This window comes from Streptomyces sp. AM 2-1-1, assembly GCF_029167645.1.
Classification (GTDB): domain Bacteria; phylum Actinomycetota; class Actinomycetes; order Streptomycetales; family Streptomycetaceae; genus Streptomyces.
On sequence record NZ_CP119147.1, the window covers coordinates 1,762,829 to 1,780,398 of the forward strand.

A 17,570-nucleotide genomic window follows, 5' to 3' on the forward strand; every position below is an offset into this window, starting at 1 on the left:
AACAACACAGTGGACGCGAGCAACTGAGGACAAGCCCTCGGCCTATTAGTACCAGTCAGCTCCACCCGTTACCGGGCTTCCACATCTGGCCTATCAACCCAGTCGTCTACTGGGAGCCTTAACCCCTCAAAGGGGGTGGGAATACTCATCTCGAAGCAGGCTTCCCGCTTAGATGCTTTCAGCGGTTATCCTTTCCGAACGTAGCCAACCAGCCATGCCCTTGGCAGGACAACTGGCACACCAGAGGTTCGTCCGTCCCGGTCCTCTCGTACTAGGGACAGCCCTTCTCAATATTCCTACGCGCACAGCGGATAGGGACCGAACTGTCTCACGACGTTCTAAACCCAGCTCGCGTACCGCTTTAATGGGCGAACAGCCCAACCCTTGGGACCGACTCCAGCCCCAGGATGCGACGAGCCGACATCGAGGTGCCAAACCATCCCGTCGATATGGACTCTTGGGGAAGATCAGCCTGTTATCCCCGGGGTACCTTTTATCCGTTGAGCGACAGCGCTTCCACAAGCCACTGCCGGATCACTAGTCCCGACTTTCGTCCCTGCTCGACCCGTCGGTCTCACAGTCAAGCTCCCTTGTGCACTTACACTCAACACCTGATTACCAACCAGGCTGAGGGAACCTTTGGGCGCCTCCGTTACTCTTTAGGAGGCAACCGCCCCAGTTAAACTACCCATCAGACACTGTCCCTGATCCGGATCACGGACCGAGGTTAGACATCCAGCACGACCAGAGTGGTATTTCAACGGCGACTCCACAACCACTGGCGTGGCCGCTTCAAAGTCTCCCACCTATCCTACACAAGCCGAACCGAACACCAATATCAAACTGTAGTAAAGGTCCCGGGGTCTTTCCGTCCTGCTGCGCGAAACGAGCATCTTTACTCGTAGTGCAATTTCACCGGGCCTATGGTTGAGACAGTCGAGAAGTCGTTACGCCATTCGTGCAGGTCGGAACTTACCCGACAAGGAATTTCGCTACCTTAGGATGGTTATAGTTACCACCGCCGTTTACTGGCGCTTAAGTTCTCAGCTTCGCCGACCCGAAAGTCAGCTAACCGGTCCCCTTAACGTTCCAGCACCGGGCAGGCGTCAGTCCGTATACATCGCCTTACGGCTTCGCACGGACCTGTGTTTTTAGTAAACAGTCGCTTCTCGCTGGTCTCTGCGGCCACCCCCAGCTCATGGAGTAAATCCAATCACCAGTGATGGCCCCCCTTCTCCCGAAGTTACGGGGGCATTTTGCCGAGTTCCTTAACCATAGTTCACCCGAACGCCTCGGTATTCTCTACCTGACCACCTGAGTCGGTTTAGGGTACGGGCCGCCATGAAACTCGCTAGAGGCTTTTCTCGACAGCATAGGATCATCCACTTCGCCACAATCGGCTCGGCATCAGGTCTCAGCCTCATGTGTGACGGATTTGCCTACCACACGGCCTACACCCTTACCCCGGGACAACCACCGCCCGGGCTGGACTACCTTCCTGCGTCACCCCATCGCTTACCTACTACAAGTCTGGTTCATCGGCTCCACCACTACCCTCAACTCCGAAGAGATCGGGCCGGCTTCACGGACTTAGCATCGCCTGATTCAGTACTGGGCGTTTCAAAGCGGGTACCGGAATATCAACCGGTTGTCCATCGACTACGCCTGTCGGCCTCGCCTTAGGTCCCGACTTACCCTGGGCAGATCAGCTTGACCCAGGAACCCTTAGTCAATCGGCGCACACGTTTCTCACGTGTGTATCGCTACTCATGCCTGCATTCTCACTCGTGAACCGTCCACAACTCGCTTCCGCGGCTGCTTCACCCGGCACACGACGCTCCCCTACCCATCCCAGCCCCCGTTGGGGGTATGTGCTGGAATGACACGACTTCGGCGGTACGCTTGAGCCCCGCTACATTGTCGGCGCGGAATCACTTGACCAGTGAGCTATTACGCACTCTTTCAAGGGTGGCTGCTTCTAAGCCAACCTCCTGGTTGTCTCTGCGACTCCACATCCTTTCCCACTTAGCGTACGCTTAGGGGCCTTAGTCGATGCTCTGGGCTGTTTCCCTCTCGACCATGGAGCTTATCCCCCACAGTCTCACTGCCGCGCTCTCACTTACCGGCATTCGGAGTTTGGCTAAGGTCAGTAACCCGTTGGGGCCCATCGCCTATCCAGTGCTCTACCTCCGGCAAGAAACACACGACGCTGCACCTAAATGCATTTCGGGGAGAACCAGCTATCACGGAGTTTGATTGGCCTTTCACCCCTAACCACAGGTCATCCCCCAGGTTTTCAACCCTGGTGGGTTCGGTCCTCCACGAAGTCTTACCTCCGCTTCAACCTGCCCATGGCTAGATCACTCCGCTTCGGGTCTAGAGCGTGCAACTCAATCGCCCTGTTCGGACTCGCTTTCGCTACGGCTTCCCCACACGGGTTAACCTCGCTACACACCGCTAACTCGCAGGCTCATTCTTCAAAAGGCACGCAGTCACGACTGCATGTGCAAGCACATACAGCGACGCTCCCACGGCTTGTAGGCACACGGTTTCAGGTACTATTTCACTCCGCTCCCGCGGTACTTTTCACCATTCCCTCACGGTACTATCCGCTATCGGTCACCAGGGAATATTTAGGCTTAGCGGGTGGTCCCGCCAGATTCACACGGGATTTCTCGGGCCCCGTGCTACTTGGGTGTCTCTCAAACGAGCCGTTGATGTTTCAGCTACGGGGGTCTTACCCTCTACGCCGGACCTTTCGCATGTCCTTCGCCTACATCAACGGTTTCTGACTCGTCTCACAGTCGGCAGACTATGAAAGAGAGATCCCACAACCCCGCATGCGCAACCCCTGCCGGGTATCACACACATACGGTTTGGCCTGTTCCAGTTTCGCTCGCCACTACTCCCGGAATCACGGTTGTTTTCTCTTCCTGAGGGTACTGAGATGTTTCACTTCCCCTCGTTCCCTCCACACTGCCTATGTGTTCAGCAGTGGGTGACAGCCCATGACGACTGCCGGGTTTCCCCATTCGGAAACCCCCGGATCAAAGCTAGGTTGACAGCTCCCCGGGGACTATCGTGGCCTCCCACGTCCTTCATCGGTTCCTGGTGCCAAGGCATCCACCGTGCGCCCTTAAAAACTTGGCCACAGATGCTCGCGTCCACTGTGCAGTTCTCAAACAACAACCAGCCACCCGTCACACACCACTACGTGATGCTTCACCGGGACCGGACTGAAGGCAGCCTTACGGCCGTACCCTCAGATACCCAACAACGTGCCCGACACAATCGATCCATCATTACTTTCCACGCCGAAGCAGTACTCGCAACAACCAACCAACCGTGCCGAATAGTCAACGTTCCACCCATGAGCAACCAGCACCGAACATTCGCCGGTGTACTGGCCTCTGACCCAGCCGAAACCGGGTAAGAAATGCTCCTTAGAAAGGAGGTGATCCAGCCGCACCTTCCGGTACGGCTACCTTGTTACGACTTCGTCCCAATCGCCAGTCCCACCTTCGACAGCTCCCTCCCACAAGGGGTTGGGCCACCGGCTTCGGGTGTTACCGACTTTCGTGACGTGACGGGCGGTGTGTACAAGGCCCGGGAACGTATTCACCGCAGCAATGCTGATCTGCGATTACTAGCAACTCCGACTTCATGGGGTCGAGTTGCAGACCCCAATCCGAACTGAGACCGGCTTTTTGAGATTCGCTCCGCCTCGCGGCATCGCAGCTCATTGTACCGGCCATTGTAGCACGTGTGCAGCCCAAGACATAAGGGGCATGATGACTTGACGTCGTCCCCACCTTCCTCCGAGTTGACCCCGGCAGTCTCCTGTGAGTCCCCATCACCCCGAAGGGCATGCTGGCAACACAGAACAAGGGTTGCGCTCGTTGCGGGACTTAACCCAACATCTCACGACACGAGCTGACGACAGCCATGCACCACCTGTATACCGACCACAAGGGGGGCACCATCTCTGATGCTTTCCGGTATATGTCAAGCCTTGGTAAGGTTCTTCGCGTTGCGTCGAATTAAGCCACATGCTCCGCTGCTTGTGCGGGCCCCCGTCAATTCCTTTGAGTTTTAGCCTTGCGGCCGTACTCCCCAGGCGGGGAACTTAATGCGTTAGCTGCGGCACCGACGACGTGGAATGTCGCCAACACCTAGTTCCCAACGTTTACGGCGTGGACTACCAGGGTATCTAATCCTGTTCGCTCCCCACGCTTTCGCTCCTCAGCGTCAGTAATGGCCCAGAGATCCGCCTTCGCCACCGGTGTTCCTCCTGATATCTGCGCATTTCACCGCTACACCAGGAATTCCGATCTCCCCTACCACACTCTAGCTAGCCCGTATCGAATGCAGACCCGGGGTTAAGCCCCGGGCTTTCACATCCGACGTGACAAGCCGCCTACGAGCTCTTTACGCCCAATAATTCCGGACAACGCTTGCGCCCTACGTATTACCGCGGCTGCTGGCACGTAGTTAGCCGGCGCTTCTTCTGCAGGTACCGTCACTTTCGCTTCTTCCCTGCTGAAAGAGGTTTACAACCCGAAGGCCGTCATCCCTCACGCGGCGTCGCTGCATCAGGCTTTCGCCCATTGTGCAATATTCCCCACTGCTGCCTCCCGTAGGAGTCTGGGCCGTGTCTCAGTCCCAGTGTGGCCGGTCGCCCTCTCAGGCCGGCTACCCGTCGTCGCCTTGGTAGGCCATTACCCCACCAACAAGCTGATAGGCCGCGGGCTCATCCTTCACCGCCGGAGCTTTTAACCCCGTCCCATGCGGGACAGAGTGTTATCCGGTATTAGACCCCGTTTCCAGGGCTTGTCCCAGAGTGAAGGGCAGATTGCCCACGTGTTACTCACCCGTTCGCCACTAATCCACCCCGAAAGGCTTCATCGTTCGACTTGCATGTGTTAAGCACGCCGCCAGCGTTCGTCCTGAGCCAGGATCAAACTCTCCGTGAATGTTTTCCCGTAATCGGGATCACAACACGAGAGCGGAACGACCAGGTCGGAATATGACCGGTCGTTCACAGCGTCCTCGCTGTTGTTGCCCACCGGACCGTTAAGTGCCGACAGGACTTTTCAAAGGAACCACCAACCTGCCGAAGCAGGCCGGGGTATCAACATATCTGGCGTTGACTTTTGGCACGCTGTTGAGTTCTCAAGGAACGGACGCTTCCTTCGGTCCCGTTTCACCGGGGCCCTCCGGGCGCTTCCCTTCGTTCTTGCGTTTCCGACTCTATCAGACGCTTTCGTGTCTGTTTCCCGGTCGAAGCGGGAGGAACATTCTCGCTTTCCAGTTCTTCGCTTTCGCGTTTCCCTTTCCGGCGAGTCCGACTTTACCAGAGCCATTTTCGTTCCGTCTCCGGTCCGAAAGTAATTCCAGCGGCCTGTCGGGGGCCTTTGCCTTTCGGCGGATCCGACTTTATCAGAACTACTGAGTCGTCATCCCCGCACCGAATCGGACGGCCCGCGCGCACCAGTGCGCGCTGCTTCCCGTTCTGCGGAGGCCCAAACGTACTGGAGCGGGGTGCCTCGATGCAAATCGAGGCACCCCGCTCCAGTGGGCGGTCGGCGAGGGTCAGACCTCGACGACGACCGGGAGGATCATCGGGCGCCGACGGTAGGTGTCGGAGACCCACTTGCCCACGGTGCGACGGATCATCTGCTGGAGCTGGTGCGGCTCCATGACGCCGTCCTGGGCCTGCTTGTTGAGGGATTCCTCGATCTTCGGAACGACGGCGGTGAACGCCGCGTCGTCGATACCGGAGCCCCGGGCCTGGATGTGGGGGCCGCCCACGATCTTGCCGGTGTTGGTGTCGACCACGATGAAGACCGAGATGATGCCCTCGTCGCCGAGGATCCGGCGGTCCTTGAGGGAGGTCTCGGTGACGTCGCCGACCGAGAGGCCGTCCACGTAGACGTAGCCGGCCTGGACCTTGCCGACGATCTTCGCCTTGCCGTCGATGAGGTCGACGACCACGCCGTCCTCGGCGATGACGATGTGGTCCTTGGGGACCCCCGTCAACGCGCCGAGTTCGGCGTTGGCCCGCAGGTGGCGCCATTCGCCGTGCACCGGCATCAGGTTCTTCGGCTTGCAGATGTTGTAGAAGTACAGCAGCTCGCCGGCCGAGGCGTGGCCCGAGACGTGGACCTTGGCGTTGCCCTTGTGGACGACGTTGGCGCCCCAGCGGGTCAGGCCGTTGATCACGCGGTAGACCGCGTTCTCGTTGCCCGGGATGAGCGAGGACGCCAGGATGACGGTGTCGCCCTGGACGATCCGGATCTGGTGGTCGCGGTTGGCCATGCGCGACAGCGCGGCCATGGGCTCGCCCTGCGAACCCGTGCAGACCAGCACCACCTCGTCGTCCGGGAGGTCGTCGAGCGCCTTGACGTCGACGACGAGGCCGGCCGGCACCTTGAGGTAGCCCAGGTCACGGGCGATGCCCATGTTGCGGACCATCGAGCGGCCGACGAAGGCGACCCTGCGGCCGTACTCGTGGGCGGCGTCCAGGATCTGCTGGATGCGGTGGACGTGGCTGGCGAAGCTCGCCACGATGATCCGCTTCTGCGCGTTGGCGAAGACCGTGCGCAGGACGTTGGAGATGTCCTTCTCCGGCGGGACGAAGCCCGGGACCTCGGCGTTCGTCGAGTCGGCGAGGAGGAGGTCGATGCCCTCCTCGCTGAGCCGGGCGAAGGCGTGCAGGTCGGTGAGCCGGCCGTCCAGCGGCAGCTGGTCCATCTTGAAGTCGCCGGTGGCGACCGCCATGCCCGCGGGGGTGCGGATGGCGACCGCGAGGGCGTCCGGGATGGAGTGGTTGACCGCGATGAACTCGCAGTCGAAGACGCCGATGCGCTCGCGCTGGCCCTCGATGACCTCGAGGGTGTACGGGCGGATGCGGTGCTCCTGGAGCTTCGCCTCGATCAGCGCGAGCGTCAGCTTGGAGCCGATCAGCGGGATTTCCGGCTTCAGGCGCAGCAGGTAGGGCACGCCACCGATGTGGTCCTCGTGGCCGTGCGTGAGGACGATGCCCTCCACGTCGTCCAGGCGGTCCCGGATCGTGGTGAAGTCCGGCAGGATCAGGTCGATGCCCGGCTGCTCCTCCTCGGGGAAGAGGACGCCGCAGTCGACGATGAGCAGGCGGCCGCCGTATTCGAAGACCGTCATGTTGCGGCCGATCTCGCCGAGGCCGCCGAGGGGGGTGACCCTCAGGGCGCCCTTGGGGAGCTTCGGCGGCGTACCGAGTTCGGGATGCGGATGACTCAAAAGACTCTCCTTACCACGCACGCCACGTACCGCTTGGGCACGTGGCGCGTGTGTCATTCGTGCACTTGCTGTTGTCAGGGGATGAACGTGTGCGAGCTCTTCCTCGCGTATTCAGTTGTGAAGTCCGTGGTTACAGCTCTACCCCACCGGCGGCCAGGTCGACCTTGAGCTGTGCCGTCTCCTGGGCGGTGAGTTCCACCAGGGGCAGACGCAGGGGTCCGGCCGGGAGTCCCTGCAGGGTGAGGGCCGCCTTGGTGGTGATGACGCCCTGCGTGCGGAACACGCCGGTGAAGACCGGGAGCAGCTTCTGGTGGATCTCGGTGGCCTTCTGCACGTCGCCGCCGAGGTAGGCGTCGATCAGGGCCCGCAGGTCGGGGGTGACCACGTGGCCGACGACGGAGACGACGCCCACCGCGCCGACCGAGAGGAGCGGCAGGTTGAGCATGTCGTCGCCGGAGTACCAGGCGAGGCCGGAGCGTGCGATGGCCCAGCCGGCGCGGCCGAGGTCGCCCTTGGCGTCCTTGTTGGCCACGATGCGCGGGTGCTCCGCGAGCCGGACGAGCGTCTCGGTCTCGATCGGCACGCCGCTGCGCCCGGGGATGTCGTACAGCATCACGGGGAGGCCGGTGGAGTCGGCGATCGCGGTGAAGTGCCGGTACAGGCCCTCCTGCGGCGGCTTGTTGTAGTACGGGGTGACCGCGAGAAGACCGTGCGCACCGGCGTGCTCGGCGGCGCGGGCCAGTTCGACGCTGTGGCGGGTGTCGTTGGTGCCGATGCCGGCGACGACGTGGGCCCGGTCTCCGACCGCGTCGAGTACGGCTCGTACGAGCTGGTCTTTCTCCGCGTCGCTGGTGGTGGGCGACTCGCCCGTGGTGCCGTTGACGACGAGGCCGTCGTTGCCGGCGTCCACCAGGTGGGTCGCGAGCCGCTGGGCGCCGTCGAGGTCGAGCGCGCCGTCCGCCGTGAACGGCGTGACCATCGCGGTGAGGACCCGCCCGAAGGGGGTCTGCGGAGTGGAGATCGGAGCCATGGGTAACACGCTACTCGTTGCTCGGCCCGGGTTGTCCCCTCGGGGGACTTCGATCGTGGAACCCGGCACTGCCTGCTCGGGGGTTCAAGCAGTGCCGGGTCCGTTTGATCAGCCTAGATGAACTTCACGAAAGGCCGCAATACGGACACCGCCTACGGGGCTACCCGTCCGTTTTTGTTGAAGGCGGCATGAGTCAGGGGCATGAGCCGCGCCCAGTGCTCCTCCATCCGCTCGCCGACCATCTCGATCTCGCGCTGCGGGAAGGACGGGACCGTCGCCAGTTCGTGCTGGGTGCGCAGGCCGAGGAAGTGCATCAGCGAGCGCGCGTTGCAGGTGGCGTACATCGACGAGAAGAGGCCGACGGGCAGGACGGCCCGGGCCACCTCACGGGCGACACCGGCGGCGAGCATCTCCTGGTAGGCGTCGTACGCCTGGCGGTACGAGTCCTCCATGGCGCGACCCGTGAGTTCGGCCTGCTCGGCGGTTCCGTCGACGAACTCGTACTTCCCGGGGCGGCCCTGCTGGACGAGTTTGCGGGATTCGCCGGGTACGTAGAAGACGGGCTGCAGCTCCCGGTAGCGGCCCGATTCCTCGTTGTACGACCAGCCGACCCGGTGCCGCATGAACTCACGGAAGACGAAGATGGGGGCGCTGATGAAAAACGTCATCGAGTTGTGCTCGAAAGGGCTGCCGTGGCGGTCACGCATCAGATAATTGATGAGACCCTTGGAACGCTCCGGATCCTTGGTGACCTCCTCCAACGACTGCTCCCCCGCCGTCGAGACGCGGGCGGCGAAGAGGACATCGGCATCGCCCGCGGCGTGTTTCACCAGCTCCACGGTGACGTCGCTGCGGAAACTCGGCTTCGCGGGTTCGGGGATGTCGCTCACCGGCGGGGTCCTTCCAGTTGCTTCGCTCGGGCGGCGTCCACTCTACGGGGCCGCGTACCGGGCTCGGTCCGGGGAAAACTCCGAAAGGTGCGGCCGAGTGGGCACCGATCCGGTGTTCCGCGCGTCTGACACTTCAGCAGCACCTTCACCCCAGCTCCAAGGAGATCTTCCTCATGTTCCGCCGGCGTGAATCCGTACCGTTCTCGTTCGTTGCCGAGGCCGAGCGATTCCGCAGCAATGTCACTCCGCCGCCCCGGGAACGCGCCAGCGTCTCCGAGTTGGCGGCCCGCTCCCTCGTGGGACTCACCGTGGTCGCCGGTCTGGTGGGTTCGCTCCTCTTCGGCCTGCCCGCCCTCGACCCCGGTCAGGCGCCCGCGCACCACCAGAAGTCCGAGGCGTCCCAGGGGCGCTGACTCGTACGGCCCCCTGGGGTGGTCGGACCGGGGACCCGTCGGTAGCCTCACCGGGCACAGCAATAACGAGCGTGCTTGTGAGTGAGGATCAGTCGTGCCCCTGCCCTTCCTGACGGCCGACCGCGCGTTCGACGCGGGCGCGGAGGACGTCGCGCTGCCGTTCGACGACCACGACAGCTGGAGACGGCCCTACCGTCCCGGGCCCTGGCGGGTCTCGGCGGCGGCGGGGCTGCTGCTGCTGGCGTCGTTCGTCCTGTTCGCAGCGGTGATCATCGGTGTGGCCGGTGAGCCTTCGGGCGCACTGCTCTGCATGACGCTCGCCGCGGTGGTGATCGCCGGCGCGCTGCGGTTGCTCCGCGTCGGCGCGTGGGTGAGCCGGCACGGTGTGCGCCGGGTCGGTTTCTTCCGCACCACCACGGTGGCGTGGAGCCGGACCGGAGCGGTGCGTACGGTTCAGCAGCCCGTGAAGTGGCTCGGTCTGCCCCGGACCGTGCAGGGTCAGGCCCTGGTCGTGGCCCGTCGGAGCGGTGGCTCGCTGCCGCCCCTGATGACGGACCGCAACGCGGACTTCCTGGCCCGGCCCGAGGCGTTCGACCGGGCCACCGACACCATCGAGGCCTGGGCGGACGAGTACCGGCGCTGACGCGCCGCTCCCCGTCCCACCAGGTCTTCCGCTTTCCCGTGGTACCCCCGGTGAGTCCGGGGCCGACAAGCCGGTACGGCGCCGATCAGGCGCGTACCGGCTTGTTCGCGTGCAGGGCGATGGCGCGCTGCATCGCCTTGCGGGCCCTGGGCGTGTCACGGGCGTCCTGGTAGGCGACGGCCAGCCGGAACCAGCAGCGCCAGTCGTCCGGCGCGTCCTCGGTCTCCTCCCGGCGGCGGGCGAAGACGGCGTCGGCGGAGTCGCGGTCGACCCGGCCGGACGGGGTCCGGACGAGTTCGTCGACCGGGAGCCCGCCCTCGGCGTCCAGCTCCGCCGCGAGCGCGTTGGCCCGCCGGACGAACTGGGTGTTCTTCCAGAGGAACCAGACGCCGATCACCGGCAGGATCAGCACCGCCACCCCGAAGGCGACGGTGATCAGGGTGCCGTGCCGGATGAGGAGGAGACCCCGGCTGCCGGCCAGGACGAAGTAGAAGACCAGGACGGCGGCGGTGACGAAGTACGAGATCTTTGCGCGCATGGCGGGACCGTCAGTTCAGATCGAGGAAGTGTTCCAGCCCGAACGTCAGGCCGGGGGTGGTGACCACGCGGCGGACCCCCAGCAGGATGCCGGGCATGAAGCTGCTGTGGTGCAGGGAGTCGTGGCGCAGGGTGAAGGTCTCCCCCTCGCCACCGAGCAGCACCTCCTGGTGCGCGAGGAGCCCGCGCAGCCGCACGGAGTGCACCGGTACGCCGTCGACGTCGGCGCCCCGGGCGCCCTGGAGGCCGGTCGCTGTGGCGTCCGGCTGGGGGGCGAGTCCTGCCTCGGCGCGGGCGGCGGCGATGAGCTGAGCCGTCCGGGTCGCGGTCCCGGAGGGGGCGTCGGCCTTGTTCGGGTGGTGGAGCTCGATGACCTCGACCGACTCGAACCAGACCGCCGCCGCCTGAGCGAACTTCATGGTGAGGACGGCTCCGATGGAGAAGTTCGGCGCGATGAGCACGCCGGTCCCCGGGGACGCGTCCAGCCGGCCGGTGAGCCGGGTGAGGCGCTCCTCGGTCCAGCCGGTGGTGCCGACGACGGCGTGGACACCGTTGCCTACGCAGAACTCCAGGTTCTCCATCACCGCGTCGGGGTGGGTGAGTTCCACCGCGACCTCCGCGCCGGCGTCGGTGAGGGCGTCCAGCGAGTCGCCCCGGCCGAGAGCCGCCACCAGCTCCATGTCCTCGGCGGCCTCCACGGCCCGTACCGCTTCCGATCCGATGCGGCCCTTGGCGCCGATGACGGCCACGCGCAGCTTGCTCATGTGCTCTGCTTTCCTGATCGAAGGGAGGGTACGGGCCGGCGGAGCCCACCCGGCGCGGTCTTAGGACACCGCTGTGTGGAGACGGTCCGCCTGCTTGTCCTTGAGCGGGCCGATGACCGCGAGCGAGGGGCGCTGACCGAGGAGGTCGGCGGCGACCGCGCGCACGTCGTCGGGGGTGACCGCCGCGATCTCCGCCAGCATCGCGTCGACCGACATCTGTTCGCCCCAGCAGAGCTCGCTCTTGCCGATGCGGTTCATCAGCGCGCCGGTGTCCTCCAGGCCGAGGACGGTCGAGCCGGAGAGCTGCCCGATGGCGCGGACGATCTCGTCGTCGGGCAGGCCGTCGGCCGCGACCTTGTCGAGCTCGTCGCGGCAGATCTTCAGGACGTCGTGGACCTGGCTCGGGCGGCAGCCCGCGTACACGCCGAAGAGGCCGCAGTCGGCGAAGCCCGAGGTGTACGCGTACACGCTGTAGGCCAGACCGCGCTTCTCGCGGACCTCCTGGAAGAGGCGCGAACTCATGCCGCCGCCCAGAGCGGTGTTGAGGACGCCCAGCGCCCAGCGGCGCTCGTCGGTGCGGGGAAGGCCGGGCATGCCGAGGACGACGTGCGCCTGCTCGGTCTTGCGGCCGAGGACCTCGACCTTGCCGGCGGTGCGCAGGGTGCGGGAGCCCGCGCGGGGGCCCACCGGCACCGCCTCGGTGCGCGAGAGCGCGCCGGCCCGGTCGAAGGCCCTGCGCACCTGGCGTACGACCGTGGCGTGGTCGACGTTGCCCGCGGCCGCGACGACCAGGTTGGTGGGGTCGTAGTGCTTCTTGTAGAAGCGGGCGACCTGCCCCCGGTCCAGCGCGTTGATCGTGTCGACGGTGCCGAGGACCGGGCGGCCGAGGGGGGTGTCGCCGAACATGGTGTGCGCGAACAGGTCGTGCACGCAGTCGCCCGGGTCGTCCTCGGTCATCGCGATCTCTTCGAGGATGACGCCGCGCTCGGCGTCCACGTCCTCGGCCCTGATCAGCGAGCCGGTCAGCATGTCGCAGACCACGTCGACGGCGAGCGGCAGGTCGGTGTCGAGGACCCGCGCGTAGTAGCAGGTGTACTCCTTCGCCGTGAAGGCGTTCATCTCGCCGCCGACCGCGTCGATCGCGGACGAGATGTCCAGGGCGCTGCGCCGGCCGGTGCCCTTGAAGAGGAGGTGTTCGAGGTAGTGGGTCGCGCCGTTCAGGGTGGGGGTCTCGTCGCGCGAACCGACGTTGACCCAGATCCCGAAGGTGGCGGAGCGTACGGAGGGCAGGGTCTCGGTGACGACACGGAGACCGCCGGGGAGCACCGTACGGCGGACCGTACCGATGCCGTTGGCGCCCTTGAGAAGCGTTTGGGTACGGGCGACGGCCCGCGCCTTCGAAGAGGCGCGGGCCGTCGTCACGGAACTACGGGACGTCACTTGGAGGCGTCGTCCTTCTCGTCGTTTTCACCCTCGACGACGGGGATGAGGGAGAGCTTGCCGCGGGAGTCGATCTCCGCGATCTCGACCTGGACCTTGGAGCCGACCGCGAGCACGTCCTCGACGTTCTCCACGCGCTTGCCACCGGCGAGCTTGCGGATCTGCGAGATGTGCAGCAGACCGTCCTTGCCGGGCATGAGGGAGACGAAGGCACCGAAGGTGGTGGTCTTGACGACCGTACCCAGGTACCGCTCGCCGACCTCCGGCATGGTCGGGTTGGCGATCGCGTTGATCGTGGCGCGGGCGGCCTCGGCCTGCGAGCCCTGCTGGGCACCGATGTAGATGGTGCCGTCGTCCTCGATCGTGATGTCGGCGCCGGTGTCCTCCTGGATCTGGTTGATCATCTTGCCCTTGGGGCCGATGACCTCACCGATCTTGTCCACCGGGATCTTGACGGTGATGATCCGCGGGGCGTTCGGGGACATCTCGTCCGGGACGTCGATGGCCTCGTTCATGACGTCCAGGATGTGCAGACGCGCGTCACGGGCCTGCTTCAGCGCGGCGGCCAGGACCGAGGCGGGGATGCCGTCGAGCTTGGTGTCGAGCTGGAGCGCGGTCACGAACTGCTTCGTGCCGGCGACCTTGAAGTCCATGTCGCCGAAGGCGTCCTCCGCACCGAGGATGTCGGTGAGGGCGACGTAGTGGGTCTTGCCGTCGATCTCCTCGGAGATGAGGCCCATGGCGATACCGGCGACGGCGGCCTTGAGGGGCACACCGGCGTTCAGCAGCGACATGGTCGAGGCGCAGACCGAGCCCATGGAGGTGGAGCCGTTGGAGCCCAGCGCCTCGGAGACCTGGCGGATCGCGTAGGGGAACTCCTCGCGCGAGGGCAGGACCGGGACGATGGCGCGCTCGGCGAGCGCTCCGTGGCCGATCTCGCGGCGCTTGGGCGAACCCACGCGGCCGGTCTCGCCGACCGAGTACGGCGGGAAGTTGTAGTTGTGCATGTAGCGCTTGCGGGTCACCGGGGAGAGGGTGTCCAGCTGCTGCTCCATACGGAGCATGTTGAGGGTGGTGACGCCCAGGATCTGGGTCTCGCCACGCTCGAAGAGCGCCGAGCCGTGCACGCGCGGGATGGCCTCGACCTCGGCGGCGAGCGTACGGATGTCCGTGACGCCGCGGCCGTCGATGCGGACCTTGTCCTTGATGACGCGCTCGCGGACCAGCTTCTTGGTCAGCGCGCGGTAGGCACCGGAGATCTCCTTCTCGCGGCCCTCGAAGGCCGGGAGGAGCTTCTCGGCCGCGATGTCCTTGATGCGGTCGAGCTCGGCCTCGCGGTCCTGCTTGCCGGCGATGGTGAGCGCCTTGGCGAGCTCGGTGGAGACGGCCTTGGCGAGGGCCTCCAGGACGTCGTCCTGGTAGTCCAGGAAGACCGGGAAGTCGCCGACCGGCTTGGCGGCCTTGGCGGCGAGCTCGGCCTGCGCCTTGCAGAGGGCCTTGATGAAGGGCTTGGCGGCTTCCAGACCGGCTGCCACGACCTCTTCGGTGGGGGCTTCCGCACCGTCCTGGACGAGCTGGACGGTCTTCTCGGTGGCCTCGGCCTCGACCATCATGATCGCGACGTCGCCGTCCTCCAGGACGCGGCCCGCGACGACCATGTCGAAGACGGCGTCCTCGAGCTCGGTGTGCGTCGGGAAGGCGACCCACTGGCCCTTGATCAGGGCGACGCGGGTGGCGCCGATCGGGCCGGAGAAGGGCAGGCCCGCCAGGATCGTGGACGCCGAGGCGGCGTTGATCGCGACCACGTCGTACAGGTGGTCGGGGTTGAGCGCCATGATCGTCTCGACGATCTGGATCTCGTTGCGCAGGCCCTTCTTGAAGGAGGGGCGCAGCGGCCGGTCGATCAGGCGGCAGGTGAGGATCGCGTCCTCGGAGGGGCGTCCCTCGCGGCGGAAGAAGGAGCCGGGGATCTTGCCGGCTGCGTACTGCCGCTCCTCGACGTCCACCGTGAGGGGGAAGAAGTCGAGCTGGTCCTTGGGCCGCTTGGAAGCGGTGGTGGCCGACAGCACCATGGTGTCGTCGTCCAGGTACGCGACGGCGGAGCCGGCGGCCTGCTTGGCCAGGCGGCCCGTCTCGAAGCGGATGGTGCGGGTGCCGAAGGTGCCGTTGTCGATCACGGCTTCGGCGTAGTGGGTCTCGTTCTCCACTAGTGATTTCTCCATACTCGTCGTCATCATCGTCTTTCGTCCTCACGCCCGTGTGGCGGAGGACGGTGCGGGGAGAAGCGCACCTGGTGTGCGGGCCGGTCTTCGATCGAAGCCCCCGGGCGTTCTTTCCCGGGCGCCACTACCGAGGACCGGCGGCTGCGGGAGCGCGCTTCTCCTCGTGTCGTTCGGTCCTGCTGGTCGTGCGGTGGTGCTGGTGGTGCGGTGGTGCCTACGCCCAGGGTACGGAGATTGCCCCCGGTGGCGCACGTACGGCAAAGGGAGCGGCCCCCGGGAAGTGGGCGCCGCTCCCTCTCACAGCGTGCTTACTTGGCGCCGCCGGCGGCACCGCGGCGGATGCCGAGGCGGTCGACGAGGGCGCGGAAGCGCTGGATGTCCTTCTTGGCCAGGTACTGCAGGAGGCGGCGACGCTGGCCGACCAGGATCAGCAGACCACGACGGGAGTGGTGGTCGTGCTTGTGCGTCTTGAGGTGCTCCGTCAGGTCCGAGATCCGGCGGGAGAGCATGGCGACCTGGACCTCGGGGGATCCGGTGTCACCCTCCTTCTGGGCGAACTCGGACATGATCTGCTTCTTCGTAGCGGCGTCGAGCGGCACGCGTACTCCTCTTGGTGTTCGATGCGCCCACGAGTGCCCCTGGTCTTGATCTCAGGGGAGCTTCCGTGACTCGGAGGCGAAGGTCCGATGGGCGCTGCCCCCAGAAGGAAACCGGGGACGCGTACACAAACGGCCACCGCACAGACTACCAGCCGTACGACAGCGCCCTCGCCGGTCCCCCCTCGCGCGGGGAGGCGGACCGGCGAGGGCGCGGCAGCGGGCCGGAATCAGCTGGTGAGCGACCGTATCGACGTGTACACATCGAAGACGGCGAGGCAGAGCGGCAGGAGCGTCAGCAGGACGAACGCCTCGGCGATCTCCAGGAAGCGGCCCCAGAACGGGGTCACCCCCTTGCGGGGCACGATGAGCCCGATGGCGGTGATCAGCGCGGCGGTCGCGGCGACGGCCGCGGTGAGCCAGATCGTCCGGATGTCGAGCGCCGCGGTGTCGCCCCGCAGCGCGTCGATCATGATGCCCGCCGGGGGGCGCAGGCAGAGCCCGAGGCCGAGCAGGACCAGCGCGCCGAGGCCCGCCGCCAGGGTGCAGGCGACCTGGGCGGTGTAGCGGAAGAGGTGGGCGCGCATCAGCATGGCGCAGCCCGTGGCGAGCGCCAGCAGTTGTCCGTAGACGTTCGCGGAGAAGCCGAGGACCGCCGCGCCGGAGACGGCCACCATGGCGCAGCCGCCGGCCAGGCCGAGCAGCAGTTCGTGGCCGCGCCGGGCCTGCGCGGCGATGCGGACCGCGTCCACCGGTCCCTGGGGGGCCTGCTCGGTGGCCCCGTAGTCGCCGACGGTGGTGCGGGGCGGCTCGAAGCCGATGGGGAGGCGGGCGAAACGGGTGGAGAGGCCCGGCAGGAAGCCCAGCGCCCCGACGGAGAGCGGGGCGCAGACGGCGGCGGTCTCGGTGGGCTTTAGGTCGGTGAGGATCGCGGCGAAGGTCACCAGCACCCCCACGGCGGAGGCGAAGACGAACGCGACGAAGGGGCCGTCGCCGGTGGGGGCGACGATCACCAGGATCACCGAGACGACGAGCACGGCGGCGCAGGCCAACAGGAACTGCAGGCGGCCGATCCCCTCACCGGCGCCGAGCGGCAGCAGTCCGGAGCCGGCGACCGCGGCGTGGACCAGGGCGCCCGTGCCGAGCGCGACGGCCGAGCCCCGGTCCTCGTACACCCGGGCGCGCACTCCGGCGACGGCGAGCAGCAGGACGGCGGCGACGGCGGCGAGGACGCCGGGGAGGCCGTGCATGTCGTGCAGCGGGTCGGCGGTCCACAGGACGAAGCCGAGGAGGACGAGCAGGACCGCGCCGCCGAAGAGGCCGGAACCGCGCATCAGCGCGTCGCCCCAGAGCGTGCGGTCGCGGGCCACCGCGGAGGCGACCGCGTCGGAGACGTCGTCGAAGACGGCGGGGGGCAGCGATTCGGAGAACGGGCGCAGCGAGAGGAGCTCGCCGTCGAGTATGCGCTGGGCGGACAGGGTGCGTCCGCTGTCGAGCACGGTGCCGTCGCGGCGCACGAGGTGGTAGCCGACGGGGGCGCCCTCGGCGGGGCTCTGCCCCGAGAGCCGGAGGATCTCCGGGTAGAGGTCGGCGAGGGGGACGTCCTCGGGCAGGGCGACGTCGACGCGGCTGTCGGGCGCGACGACGGTCACCCTGCAGAATCCGGTTCCGTTGCCGGCCGGGACCCCGGGGCCGGTCCGGCCGGGTCCGGTGGTCGCCGCTCGGGCCGTCATGGTCACCTGTTGCTCCCCCTGCTT

The 17,570-nt window shown here is 65.9% G+C and carries 11 protein-coding genes and 2 rRNA genes; 2 read left to right on the forward strand and 11 right to left on the reverse strand.

Going from position 1 to position 17,570, the window contains the following annotated elements; genetic code table 11:
* Window positions 1-25: 25 nt before the first annotated feature.
* From PZB77_RS07370 to thyX, 5 genes are all read right to left on the reverse strand, one after another.
* Window positions 26-3,150 (reverse strand): 23S ribosomal RNA (locus PZB77_RS07370).
* Between the two features lie 297 nt (window positions 3,151-3,447).
* Window positions 3,448-4,973: ribosomal RNA gene (locus tag PZB77_RS07375) — 16S ribosomal RNA — on the reverse strand.
* Together the 16S and 23S rRNA genes form the textbook arrangement of a ribosomal RNA operon.
* Before the next feature lie 619 nt (window positions 4,974-5,592).
* A complete protein-coding gene (locus PZB77_RS07380; protein ID WP_275491768.1) occupies window positions 5,593-7,278 on the reverse strand; it encodes a ribonuclease J in 1,686 nt (561 codons plus the stop codon).
* 130 nt (window positions 7,279-7,408) lie between these two features.
* A complete protein-coding gene (gene dapA, locus PZB77_RS07385; RefSeq protein WP_275491769.1) occupies window positions 7,409-8,308 on the reverse strand; it encodes a 4-hydroxy-tetrahydrodipicolinate synthase in 900 nt (299 codons plus the stop codon).
* 152 nt (window positions 8,309-8,460) lie between these two features.
* Entirely contained in the window at window positions 8,461-9,198 is a 738-nt protein-coding gene (gene thyX / locus PZB77_RS07390; RefSeq protein WP_275491770.1) for an FAD-dependent thymidylate synthase, read from the reverse strand.
* A 173-nt stretch (window positions 9,199-9,371) separates the two neighbouring features.
* Here thyX and PZB77_RS07395 point away from each other — a divergent pair, with 173 nt between their 5' ends.
* Window positions 9,372-9,611, forward strand: coding sequence for a hypothetical protein (locus PZB77_RS07395; protein ID WP_275491771.1), 240 nt, complete (start codon window positions 9,372-9,374; stop codon window positions 9,609-9,611).
* 94 nt (window positions 9,612-9,705) lie between these two features.
* Window positions 9,706-10,254, forward strand: coding sequence for a hypothetical protein (locus PZB77_RS07400; RefSeq protein WP_275491772.1), 549 nt, complete (start codon window positions 9,706-9,708; stop codon window positions 10,252-10,254).
* Between the two features lie 85 nt (window positions 10,255-10,339).
* Here the strand turns inward: PZB77_RS07400 and PZB77_RS07405 are convergent, their stop codons facing one another.
* The 6 genes from PZB77_RS07405 to eccD form a co-directional block, all read right to left on the reverse strand.
* The gene (locus PZB77_RS07405; RefSeq protein ID WP_275491773.1) at window positions 10,340-10,792 is read right to left on the reverse strand and encodes a hypothetical protein; all 453 of its coding nucleotides are present in this window, start codon (window positions 10,790-10,792) and stop codon (window positions 10,340-10,342) included.
* Window positions 10,793-10,802: 10 nt separating this feature from the next.
* A complete protein-coding gene (gene dapB, locus PZB77_RS07410) occupies window positions 10,803-11,555 on the reverse strand; it encodes a 4-hydroxy-tetrahydrodipicolinate reductase (RefSeq protein ID WP_275491774.1) in 753 nt (250 codons plus the stop codon).
* Between the two features lie 60 nt (window positions 11,556-11,615).
* The gene (locus PZB77_RS07415; RefSeq protein WP_275491775.1) at window positions 11,616-12,995 is read right to left on the reverse strand and encodes a pitrilysin family protein; all 1,380 of its coding nucleotides are present in this window, start codon (window positions 12,993-12,995) and stop codon (window positions 11,616-11,618) included.
* Window positions 12,992-15,202: a polyribonucleotide nucleotidyltransferase gene (locus PZB77_RS07420; protein WP_275495949.1), complete on the reverse strand. Its 2,211-nt coding sequence runs from the start codon at window positions 15,200-15,202 to the stop codon at window positions 12,992-12,994. Before PZB77_RS07420 ends, PZB77_RS07415 begins: the two co-directional genes overlap by 4 nt.
* A gap of 323 nt (window positions 15,203-15,525) precedes the next feature.
* Window positions 15,526-15,816, reverse strand: a complete 291-nt coding sequence (gene rpsO, locus PZB77_RS07425) for a 30S ribosomal protein S15 (protein WP_003965855.1) — start codon at window positions 15,814-15,816, stop codon at window positions 15,526-15,528.
* Between the two features lie 227 nt (window positions 15,817-16,043).
* A complete protein-coding gene (gene eccD, locus PZB77_RS07430; protein ID WP_275495950.1) occupies window positions 16,044-17,546 on the reverse strand; it encodes a type VII secretion integral membrane protein EccD in 1,503 nt (500 codons plus the stop codon).
* Between the last annotated feature and the right edge of the window lie 24 nt (window positions 17,547-17,570).

Coding starts and splice junctions, on each gene's coding strand:
- eccD (WP_275495950.1), bottom strand. CDS start 17,546: ATGACGGCCCGAGCGGCGACCACCGGACCCGGCCGGACCGGCCCCGGG.
- dapA (WP_275491769.1), bottom strand. CDS start 8,308: ATGGCTCCGATCTCCACTCCGCAGACCCCCTTCGGGCGGGTCCTCACC.
- PZB77_RS07405 (WP_275491773.1), bottom strand. CDS start 10,792: ATGCGCGCAAAGATCTCGTACTTCGTCACCGCCGCCGTCCTGGTCTTC.
- dapB (WP_275491774.1), bottom strand. CDS start 11,555: ATGAGCAAGCTGCGCGTGGCCGTCATCGGCGCCAAGGGCCGCATCGGA.
- PZB77_RS07395 (WP_275491771.1), top strand. CDS start 9,372: ATGTTCCGCCGGCGTGAATCCGTACCGTTCTCGTTCGTTGCCGAGGCC.